The sequence below is a fragment of the Lysinibacillus fusiformis genome, from assembly GCF_016925635.1.
GTDB lineage: Bacteria > Bacillota > Bacilli > Bacillales_A > Planococcaceae > Lysinibacillus > Lysinibacillus fusiformis_F.
In genome coordinates this window covers 2,054,528-2,066,699 of sequence record NZ_CP070490.1, presented here as the reverse complement: position 1 = coordinate 2,066,699, position 12,172 = coordinate 2,054,528, and the positions used below count along the sequence as shown (strand labels likewise).

6 protein-coding genes and 1 riboswitch are annotated in these 12,172 nt (G+C 35.9%); of the genes, 2 read left to right on the top strand and 4 right to left on the bottom strand.

The annotated features are described in order from the left end of the window. Positions 1-100 precede the first annotated feature (100 nt). The 3 genes from thiC to JTI58_RS10120 form a co-directional block, all read right to left on the bottom strand. A complete protein-coding gene (thiC, locus tag JTI58_RS10130; protein ID WP_205446488.1) occupies positions 101-1,879 on the bottom strand; it encodes a phosphomethylpyrimidine synthase ThiC in 1,779 nt (592 codons plus the stop codon). A 140-nt stretch (positions 1,880-2,019) separates the two neighbouring features. After that, positions 2,020-2,134, bottom strand: a riboswitch (TPP riboswitch). A 70-nt stretch (positions 2,135-2,204) separates the two neighbouring features. Next, positions 2,205-3,134, bottom strand: a complete 930-nt coding sequence (locus tag JTI58_RS10125) for an AEC family transporter (protein ID WP_205446487.1) — start codon at positions 3,132-3,134, stop codon at positions 2,205-2,207. A 112-nt stretch (positions 3,135-3,246) separates the two neighbouring features. Then, positions 3,247-5,346, bottom strand: coding sequence for a methyl-accepting chemotaxis protein (locus JTI58_RS10120; RefSeq protein WP_205446486.1), 2,100 nt, complete (start codon positions 5,344-5,346; stop codon positions 3,247-3,249). 253 nt (positions 5,347-5,599) lie between these two features. Between JTI58_RS10120 and JTI58_RS10115 the strand changes: the two genes are divergently transcribed. Beyond that, a complete protein-coding gene (locus JTI58_RS10115; protein WP_205446485.1) occupies positions 5,600-7,240 on the top strand; it encodes an S-layer protein in 1,641 nt (546 codons plus the stop codon). 168 nt (positions 7,241-7,408) lie between these two features. Here JTI58_RS10115 and JTI58_RS10110 read toward each other — a convergent pair whose 3' ends face one another. After that, positions 7,409-8,569 carry a response regulator gene (locus tag JTI58_RS10110; RefSeq protein ID WP_205446484.1) on the bottom strand — a complete coding sequence of 387 codons (1,161 nt, stop codon included), beginning with the start codon at positions 8,567-8,569 and terminating at the stop codon, positions 7,409-7,411. 210 nt (positions 8,570-8,779) lie between these two features. Between JTI58_RS10110 and JTI58_RS10105 the strand changes: the two genes are divergently transcribed. Then, positions 8,780-11,752, top strand: coding sequence for a hybrid sensor histidine kinase/response regulator (locus JTI58_RS10105; protein WP_205446483.1), 2,973 nt, complete (start codon positions 8,780-8,782; stop codon positions 11,750-11,752). The last annotated feature ends 420 nt before the right edge of the window (positions 11,753-12,172 follow it).

Sequence of the window (12,172 nt, the reverse complement as noted above, 5' to 3'; positions counted from 1 at the left end):
CCAAATCCAACTTTTACTCCATGTGAATCCATCATTCACATGGAGTTTTTTGATTAAGAAAAGGCCTATGTCTATAATTTGACATAAGCCTTTTCTTTCATTATTGGTAAATTTGACTACCTGCTTTTTTAAACTCCTCCGCCTTATCCTTCATACCTTGATGGATCGCTTCAGTAGTATTTAAATCCTTTTCTTTAGCATAATTACGGATATCCTGTGAAATTCTCATACTACAGAATTTAGGACCGCACATAGAACAAAAGTGCGCTGTTTTTGCTCCCTCTGCTGGCAGTGTCTCATCATGATATTCCACTGCACGTTCTGGATCTAATGACAGATTGAATTGATCACGCCAACGGAATTCAAAACGTGCTTTAGACAGTGCATCGTCTCGTTGTTGTGCACCAGGATGCCCTTTTGCTAAATCAGCAGCATGTGCAGCAATTTTATAAGTAATAACGCCCACGCGAACGTCCTCACGATTCGGTAAGCCAAGATGCTCTTTCGGTGTCACATAACAAAGCATCGCTGTACCAAACCAGCCAATCATCGCTGCACCAATGGCTGAGGTAATATGATCATAACCCGGAGCAATATCTGTTGTTAGTGGGCCTAATGTATAGAAGGGCGCTTCCTTACAAACCTCTAATTGCTTATCCATATTTTCTTTAATGAGATGCATCGGTACATGACCTGGCCCTTCAACCATCACCTGAACATCATGCTTCCAAGCAATTTGCGTTAGTTCGCCTAGTGTTTCAAGCTCTGCAAATTGTGCCTCGTCATTGGCATCTGCAATTGAGCCTGGACGTAAACCATCACCTAAGGAAAAAGCAACATCATAAGCTTTCATAATTTCACAGATTTCCTCAAAGTGTGTATAAAGGAAATTCTCTTGATGATGATATAAACACCACTGTGCCATTATAGAACCCCCACGAGATACAATGCCTGTTACACGATTTACCGTAAGCGGTACATAGCGTAAAAGGACACCTGCATGAATGGTGAAATAATCAACACCCTGCTCGGCTTGTTCAATAAGGGTATCACGATATACCTCCCATGTTAAATCCTCTGCTATGCCATTCACTTTCTCTAAAGCCTGATAAATTGGCACAGTTCCCACTGGCACTGCAGCATTTCGAATAATCCATTCTCTCGTTGTATGAATATGCTTACCTGTTGAAAGATCCATAATGTTATCTGCACCCCATCGAGTTGCCCACGTCATTTTCTCAACTTCTTCTGCAATGGACGAAGATACCGCCGAATTCCCAATGTTTGCATTGATTTTCACATGGAAATTACGGCCAATAATCATTGGCTCTGCCTCAGGGTGATTAATATTAGAAGGCATAATAGCTCGCCCTGCTGCAATTTCTGAACGAACAAATTCAGGGTCCATATTTTCACGGATGGCTACGAACTCCATTTCAGGTGTTATAATGCCATTTCGCGCATAATGAAGCTGTGTTACATTTTTACCTTTTTTAGCACGTAAAGGCTTTCTTGCTAATTCAGGAAAGACATTTTCATGATTACGCGGGTCATCTGCACGACGAAAACCATTATCCTCTGGTTTAATCGTACGCCCCTCATATTCTTCAACATCCCCTCGTTCTTCTATCCATGTGCGTCGTAAAACTGGTAAACCTTTTGTAATATCCGCTTGATAGGCTGGATCTGTGTAAGGACCACTCGTATCATATACTCGAATAGGTGCATTTTCTTCATCCCCAAAGCTACCAGTTGTGGGACTTAATGCGATTTCACGCATAGGTACTAAAATATCGGGGCGTGATCCTTCCACATACACTTTTTTGCTTCCTTCAAAGCTGGACATAATCGTAATATTCTTTTCACTTACTACTGACATGAGCTACTTCTCTCCCTTAAATGTATTTTGATACAAGGACCGAATCTAGCTCACCCCAACAATCAAATAAATAAAAGCCGAATCCAAAATAATTATTTGGATCCGGCCATGAATGTAAAGGTCTATTAATTGCATACTCTGCAATAGCTTCTTAACTTTCCCACGCTGGTATGAGCCAGATCAGGTCCAAAGGGTCAAGAAACCTCTAAGCGTTTCCCTCTCAGCCTGACTCATCAGACTCCCCTAGTTAATACTATTTAGTTTGATGCTAGTGTAGCAGATATTACTAAGAGATGGAAGTTATATTTTTTTGTCTTTCAGCTAACTAGGTAAATAATACTTCTGCAAAATAAATCACAATTGTTACGGTTATACAGCTCACAATAGTTGAAAATAAAACAGCTTGCGCGGCTGTTGCTGATTCTACATCATATTCCAATGCTAGACTAGAACTATTACGAGATGTTGGAAAGGCACTGGCTATAAACAGTGATTGTGCGACGACTCCATCTAATCCCAATACATAAATAATGACTAATGCAACAGCTGGTCCAATAATTAATCGTGTAAAACAGCTGACAAAGACCGTTTTATTAAACATTGATTTGATCTCAAGTTGTGACAATTGCGCACCCAAGGTAATTAATGCCACAGCAATAAATCCATCTGCCACATGCTCTACCGGTATTTTGATAAACTGCGGTATACCGATATCAAAATAGTTCATAGCAACGCCTATAATCAGTGCATGAATAATGGGCATTTTAAAGAAATCTTTGATGATTGTCATACCCGACTTCGTAGAAGAAATCAAATTGTACAAACCATATGTATAAGTTGTCATATTTTGAAAGATTACAAGCATGACCTGAATTGCTACGCCAATAGGTTGCGTGGCAAAAATCATTTGAGCCACTGGAATACCGTAATTGCCAGAGTTAATAAGCACCACACTATTTTTAAAGACAGCCGCCTCTGTTTTGGCTAAACCTAACCCTTTCGCCATTAAATGACTGAGTATCATTTGACTACCGATAAAGAGCATAATAAATAACCCGACTTCTCCCAGAACAGATAATTCTACATGCGTTTCATATAAATTCACAAAAACAGCTGCTGGCATAAAGCAGTATGTAATAAGCTGAGACATTGCTTTTAAGTTAAAGCGAAATTTCTTTTGTAGTATAGCGCCGATTACAAGTAACACTAAAATAGGTACAACAATTTGAAAGAAAATCATTCCGAGATACATCATATCAATGTCCCCCTTCCAGTGTTAATAGTAGTGCTGAATTCTTTTTAGGTCAATTTCTCTTACTTTCACAATAAAAGAAAGACTGCCCCTATATTGAAGGCAGCCTTTCCTTTTAAGCAAGCTTAAATCGATTTACAACTTCTTGTAGCTCATTTGAAATATCGTTCATACTTTGAATAGACTCTGCTACTTTTTGTAATTCTGCTTGTTGATCCATAGCAGAAGCACTTACTTGTTCTGCAGAAGCTGCTGTTTGCTCTGAAATAGCCGAAATACTTTGGATGGACATGATTGCCTGATTTTTATGCTCTAACATACTAGATAGTTTATTCATTAATTCACTAATAGAATTCGCAATTGAACCTGACAAGTCACTGCTATCTTTAAATGCTAGTTGCGTGCTTTGTACTGACTCATTTTGAGCGTGCATTAAATCTGCATTAGATGCAATGACTGCAACCGTTTGCTGAGAATTTTCAAGAATGCTTTCTACTGTACTCTTAATAATTTCTGTTTCATTCTTAGATTGTTCCGCCAGCTTTCTAACTTCCTCTGCAACTACCGCAAATCCTTTACCATGTTCACCAGCACGTGCGGCCTCAATACTTGCGTTTAAAGCTAGCAAATTAGTCTGCTCGGTAACGCTCTGGATTGAAGCAATAATCTGATTAATATTCGCAATATTAGAGGCCAATGATTCCATTTGCTGCTGGATACGCCCATTCATCTCATTTGTCTCCATATTACGCTCCCGTAAGCTTTCAACTTCATGCAATCCTTTTTCTGTCGTTACACCTGTTTTATGAGATAGCTCATCCATTTCGTTGGAAAGAGCCGTAATGGCATCAATTTGATCAGATAAATCCATCATTCGATAATTTGTTTCTTCTGTATCCTCTGATTGCTTCGAAGCTCCTTGTGCAATTTCATTGATAGCTACAGAAACCTCCTGACTAGAAGCAACTACTTCATTAAACGCCTCATGTACCTGATTAGAAGATTGGTTCAATAACATCGTAGAATTAAGCACGGATTGAATCGCACTATTGGTTTTATCTAGCATATTATTATAAGCAATCGCCACTGCACCTATTTCATCAGACTTAATATATTTCTCTTCTACCTTTTGTGTTAAATCTCCCTCAGCCGCAGTTTCAATCGATGCACGTAAAAATTTAAGTGGCTTTAACTGTTTATAGATGAATAACACACTTGCTGCTGTCATCAAAACAACCATAATAATAGAAGCAATAATCGTAAATACAAATACATGATTATATGTCTCTAGAATCTTTGATTCAGCTAGCACGACTTGAACAGTCCATGTTTCGTCAATATCCTCTAAAATCATTGGAGCAAAAACATTATATGCTTTTTCCTTCAGTTGATTAGAATCAACGTATATACTTGTTAGCTCACCATTTTCCATTGTCTTACTAATACTTGTCCAAGTAGGATCCTCTTGCATATTGCGCCCAACTAGCTCTTCACCAAAACTGTTAGCTGTTAGCACACCTTTATTGGTAATAATTGCTGCGTAACCGCCTTCTGGGGCATTCGATTTTGTTAAATCATTTAAAAAATCTATCGATACATCCGCTGTCAATACACCGAAAAATGTTCCAGAAGCATTGATTAATGGCACCGAAATGGTTGTCATTAAAACGCTTTGTCCGTTTACATTATACTCATAGGGCTCCGTCAAAACTGCACGTCTCTCTTCTTTTGGTACCCAATACCATTCAGAAACACTCTTATCATCAATTCCTTCGATTAGAGCAGTCGTGATATCATTTCCGTTTTTACTTAAATAAGGCATAAAACGCTTTTTAGTATCTATTAAAGCTGCCTCAGTTGGTACTAGAATAATAGAATCTTGCTCAAAGATTGCTCCTACCCCAAGAATGTCATTATTGTTAGCTAAATTATTTTCCATTATGTCTATGACACCTTTGGTAGACAACGTATTATTCTTCTCCAGGCTTTCTATGATACGCTTTGTTGTTTGTAATGTCGTATTGGCTTTCTTAAAGCGTTCACTCATAATAGCGGCAGAAGATTCAGCTGTTTGCAATGTTCCATGCTCTGCGTCTTCAACACTTTGCTTTTTTATAATAATCCCTGTTGTTACTGTATAGGATAAAAATAAAATAAGAAATAATCCTATTATTAGGGAAGAAAGTTTTAAGGCAATTCCTCTTGATTTTTTCATAACTAACACCCCACTTTTATACTAATAATAATGGATGGAGGTTTGTATCACAATAAAATAATTAGCGAATAAAGTAGAAAATTTACAGAATTATAGAGAAAAATACCGATACTACACTAATTATTTATTCTTCTTAAATAAGGACTAATGACTTATTTGAATTGAGATTCATAGTAAAACATTCTCTTCGAATTCTAAATTATAGAAGAATATGATATATTAACTATTAAATAGAATGATTGGAGTGACTTACATGAAAAATAAAGCGCTATCAACATTAATGGCCACGGCTATTACAGCGACACTAGTATTACCAATGTCTACTGCGAGTGCCGCATCATCTCAAATTCAATCAAATTTATATGAGACACAGGTAGCAGCAGTAAAATTAGCAGGAGAATCCGTAACGATTAAAAATATTACTAATGATACGGTTATTACTTCGAACGGTACTTACAGAATCCAACAGGCCTTAAAGCCACTATTTCAAACTTCCAATAAAGCAGCATTAACGAATGCTCGAGCTACTATTGTAGTGAAAAATGGTCAAATTACCGATGTTACCGCATTAATATTAAACAAAGCAGGTACAAGCAAAAAATCTGTCTATTTTGATGGAGGTAACGCACAAATCTCTGGAGATCTTACGGTAAATGCAGACTATGTAAAGATTCAGGATGTTAGCGTGGATGGTCAGCTTATTATTACAAACAGAGTAAAAAAAGCCGTTACACTCGATGAAGTAGCAGTAGATGAAACAATTACACTAAAACCAATTGTAACGAAAAAAGTAAGTTGGTTATACGTTACTTTAATCGATATGAAATCATCTAACATCAATTTGGAACGTACGAAAGTCAATGTATCTTCTGACCAAACTCTTTCCAAAGTAGATGTAGTAGGTAAAGTTGCATCTTTTGAAGCAATGTCTAATATCGAAAAACTTACAATTAATGTAGCGAAAGATTTCAACCTTTATGGTGAGGGTAAAATTGAGCAAATCGTTGTAAAAGGCGGTACTAAAGTAGCTTTAGATTCAGGACATCTTGTAAACAATGTACAGGTAGACGATAGTCGTGTCTCCGTAACGCTCCCTGTAATTGATAAAAAAGAACTCAATACACTAATCGCATCCCCACCATATGTACAAGTATCAGTAAACGGCTATGATATTTTAAATACGGATAAATGGACAACACAAGCAGACCGCACAGTGTTTGATTCTGCTGTAGCAAGTGCAAGAGTCATAGCAAATAATTCAAATGCCTCACAAGAACAAGTGAAAAATGCCATTAATCAGTATAAAAATGCACTAGCAGTCTACCAAGCTGCTCAGAAGAGTGGTACAAAATATGGTTATGGCGATAAAGCTTCACTACAATCTTTAATTAATTCTGTTCAATATGTTACGGTTTCTTGGGACGGATCAAATGTACCATATAATTCCCCTTGGACTACACAGACAGAAAGAAACGCAATCGAATCTGCTGTTTCTTCTGCACAGTTAATTGTCAATAATTATTATGCGACTCAAACTGATATTGCCAACGCGACCAATAATTTAAACAATGCTATTCGAACTTATAAAAATGCTTATAAGTATGGCACAAATGGTGGCTATAATGTCGATAAATCTTATTTAGAGTCACTTATCACTTCAGCCTATAATGACCTTGTTTCAATTTCGTACAATGGCGATGGCAGTGATGTACCTTATTATTCAAAATGGACTTCACAAAATGAGTGGATCTATATAAATAACTATATTGAACAAGCGAAATCAATTGTAAACAATTATTACGCAACTCAACTCGAAGTCGTAAATGCTTATAATAATTTAAACGGCGCAATGAGCTATTACAACTCTGCTAAGCGTGATGGTTTATTACACTAAAAGAAGAGGCTGGGACAAAAAGAAAAAATGTTAGACCAAGATATAATTGGTCTAACATTTTTTTGATTTAGGAAGGCATATTTAACTTCTTAAAGTGAAAAAGCTAATATCCATTTTTATTGTTTTTCAATATAATCGAGTTCTGTCCCAGCCTCTTAAAAATTTTGACTAGTTAAAAGCATCTACATGAGACATGGTATTTGTCTGTTTCCAGCTTCGATACCAATCCTCAATCTCCTCACTTGGTTCCACTGCCAAATGCTCTTGAAGCATCTTTTTTAATAGCCAGTATTGCTCCTCAACAGCGGCTGTATTATTAAGTAGATCGTAAAGCTTCATTAAAGTAAAATAGTTCTCCTCTGCATCAGAGAATAGTGCTTGCACTTTTTCCTGCACCTTTATGGCAGCAATGTAACTTTCATTTCTTATGTAAAACTCGCTTAGTTGCTGAGCATGATGCAACCACAGTCTCCTTAAGCGTTCTCTTTCACTTTCCGCCCATAAATAATCACAATCTCCTAAATAATCACCCGTATACATCTGGAATATCTGTTCATGTTCATCTACTGTTGTCTGCTGTATTGGAGGTAACAATTTTAAGCGAGATAGCCATTGTTCTACATCCACCACAATATTTTCAACTACTAGTTTGTAGCCCGAATTTAGCAAAGGACTTGAAATTTTTACGCCATCTACCCCATAGTTTTTCAATGTTTTCCGTATTGTATAAATGGCTGTATAAAGTTGTTTAGATGCTTTATCAATATCAGATTCTGGCCAAAATAACTCTAGAATCGTATCACGATAAATCATTTCATTTCTATGCTCTAGCATGTATGCAAATAGTTCTTTAGCTTTAGATGTCCGCCATTTCATGTACTGTGTATGACCGTTTGGAGCAACAACATTAAGCCCTCCAAAAAGCTTAATAACTGTATGTTTAGTTGTGATATTTTTATGTTTATTATTAATTTGTTCAAGACGTTCTAAGGTCTTTTCTAACCGGATTTTTTGTATAGGTTTTAATAAATAGTCAATAGCATGTAAATTAAATGCATCTATTGCATACTGATCAAACCCTGTTGTAAAAACAAATTCCACGTCAGGCATTAATTCTTGTATTTTTTCACCCAGTGCTAAACCATCAATATTGGGCATCACTATATCTAAAAATACAACATTCGGTTGTAGCGTCTGAATTTCTTCAATTACTTTTAGAGAATCGGTGTATTCTCCCACTATTTTAATTCCCGGGACATTACTATTTTCTAGTAAGTTTTTTAGTCTCTTTAATGGTAAAAGTTCATCATCTACTAGCACGATTCTCATATTTGCTCCTCCTTAAAAACTAATCCTCTACTTATTATCGTTTATTTTTTGAAATAATTGATAGAAAAACCGTTACCTTTGAAGGGAATTAAGCCTATTTGTCGAAATCTATTATTTATAATGAAAAAGAAAATATTTTCCAATAATTTTACTATTTTTCTAATTGCAGGTTTATTTTTTTGTTTTCTAACTCTTACACGCTTCACTTGGATGAGTTTTACTAACACTTCAACGGGAGTCGCAGCTATTCAAGGGATTGTTGATTTAAGAAATGTTGATACAAGCCAAAATTTTAGTATTAAACTACAAAGTGAATGGGAATTTTATCCTAACACCCTTCTCATTTCAGAAAATACCAAATCATTTAAACAAAACAAAATTTATACGAATCAGCCAGAATCTTGGGATCAGTATTTTGAAAATAATGATGAAATTCATTATGGTTCTTATCGTCTAACTATTTTAAAAGAACATATATCTTCTCAGATGTATGGCATTACAATACCTGAAGGCTTAGCACCTTATGAGCTTTATATAAACGGTCATTTCATTGGAGGACTTGGAAATCTAGCGACGAACAATACTCAAATTGCCCCTATTGGTAGACCCTCAACCTATTATTTTACGCTCAACACTACTAAAAGCGAAATTATTATACAAGGTGTTCAAGCTAATCGTTATGTACAAGGTGGATTTCAACGAGAAATTATTTTTGGCGATTTGCATTCAATGGAGCGGTCAAAGTTTTTTTCCATTTCAACTCAAATGGCCGTTTGTTTAGTCTTTTTCTTTTATCTATTATTTACGATTTTACTTTGGTTTATAGGCATTCGAAATAAATCTCTTCTTTACTTTTCCATGATTATTATTTCGACTTGTGTGACGATACTTGTTTCTAGTAATAAGATTTTATTTAGCTATATTTCTATTAATTGGATTTGGGCAAATAAACTATATTATTTTTCTTACATTAATAATATGATGTTTTTTGTTTTATTTTTACGTGAATTAATGAAAGAATACTCTAAACCTAAAATATTGACGATCGTCCCTTTGCTATGTGCTACCTATTTATCTTTTATTGTAATAGCTCCAATTGAATATATTTTTAAAACCAAAATTATTTTTACAATACTTTTTATTGTCTCTCCTACCATTATAACTATTTTCACATTCAATATAGTTATAAAAGGGCAAAAGGGCGTAATATTTTTATTATTAACAGGAACAGCTGTAGCAACCAATTCATTATTTTTCTCTTTACAGCAAAATAAAGTCTTGCCTTATAGTCATTACCCTTTTGATTTACTAATCGGTATTACTGCATTATCAGCATTTTGGTTTACACGTTATTTTCAAACAACCTTACAAACAGAAAAAATTTCTGTGAAATTGCAAAAGGAAATAAATACAAAAGATGATTTTCTCGCAAATACCTCACATGAACTCCGTAACCCTTTACATGGCATGATGACTATTGCCCAAACCATTTTAGCTAAGCAAGAACATAAAGGAGCTCAAAGCGATTTAAGACTACTTGTAAGAATCGGTAATCATATGACCCACATACTAGATGATTTATTGGATTTAGTGAAATTAAAGGAAAAAACCCTTCGACTGCAACCAAAACCTTTGAATGCTTATAACCTAGCAAGTGGCGTAAGTAATATGTTTCGTTTTATGCTGAAAGGGAAACCAATCGAGCTTGTTGTGCGCATACCAATCAGCTCACCACTTGTTTTAGCCGACGAAACAAGATTAATTCAAATCTTCGCGAACTTAATTCATAACGCCATTAAATTCACTGAGCAAGGTTCCATTACGATTGATGCCGAAGTAGTCGGAAAAAAACTATATATTTCAGTTGCAGATACAGGAATTGGTATTGAAAAAGATATCCAAGAAAGAATATTTGATTCTTATGAGCAAGTTGATTCAACAATGACTTCTATAGGTGGTGGACTTGGATTGGGTTTAAGCATTTGCCAAGAACTTATAGCCTTGCATGGTGGGACAATATCGTTAACCTCTTCTGTTGGAAAGGGCTCAATCTTTACTTTCTCTTTACCAGTAGCAAAAAGTCAGACAGTAGCGGACAGAGATTTAAATGTTGAGAAGGATACAATGTTATTAAAATATTCTTCATTGATGAATGGTTTCACGCAAATAGAACAAAGCATTGCTACTTCCACTGAAAAGCATATCTTGGTGTCAAGCCATGCACGAATACTCATTGTTGATGATGATGCTGTAAACTTGCAGGTCCTCGTTAATGCATTTTCAACTGAACCCTTTGAAATTGAAACGGCTTTAAGTGGCGCTGAGGCTCTGAAAAAACTACAAGAGAATAGTTTTGATTTAATTATTTCTGATATTATGATGCCACATATGTCGGGCTATGACTTGGCAAAGCACATTCGTGAAAAATTCTCTATATCAGAACTACCATTATTGTTTTTAACTGCTCGACAGCAAAGTGAAGATATTCAACTAGCCTTTCTAAGTGGGGCAAATGATTACATCAAAAAGCCCATGGAATATATAGAGCTTAAATCACGGGTTCAGGCACTGATACAGATGAAGCAATCTAGTGAGGAACGTCTTCGCATTGAAGCAGCATGGCTTCAAGCACAAATTCAGCCTCATTTTTTCTTCAATACCTTAAACTCTATTATCTCCTTACAGGGTGTAGACAATGAAAAAATGGAGGAATTATTGCTTGCCTTCAGTGATTACCTACAAATGAGCTTTGATTTCCAAAATGTCGATTTAACGGTGCCAATCGACTATGAATTAAAGCTGGTCCGAGCCTTTATAGCAATTGAACAAATTCGCTTTGGCGACAGGATACGAGTTGAGTGGGATATTCCTAATCAGATGAAGTTGTTTGTTCCTCCACTGTCGATACAAACTCTTGTCGAAAATGCTATTCAGCATGGCATTTTACCACGTCAGGAAGGTGGCACTGTGACCATTTACATCGAAGAGAAGAAGGAGAACTTTACAATAGCCATAACCGATAATGGTGTTGGTTTTGAAACAAAGACGTCTAAAGAGAAAACGAGCGTTGGTCTCATCAATACGGAACAACGCCTGAAGCAATTATTTGGCGTGGAATTAGCGATAGACAGTGTTATTGATCAAGGTACAACCATTTCCTTTTCCATCCCTAAAAAAATCTAGTGTAGTGTGTGTCGTTCTATCCATCAGTTCCGGAGGTTAATCCGTCACTTTCAGCGCTTTATCCATCTCTCTCAGGATCTTATCTGTTGCACTAATCAAGAAAGACTAGGCTCACAAAAGAAGCCTAGTCTTTCTTGGTTTGTTTAAGATTTAAGACATTGACAAGATTACATAAAATAGTTTACTACAACATGCTGAACAAGTTCTGAACATCTATATCATTTAGCTACTACATCTGTCACTTTGCCTGTAAATGTTCTATTGTCATGTATTACCCCCACTAAGTTGACACTACAAACACATCATGCACTTGTTGAGTTTCGTATGTACTTGTTACAACAAAATATTTTTTGTATTTTTCAAAACCTAGTGATTCCGTACATTACCTTTCGTTGCACCTCTAACAACTGAGAAACATTC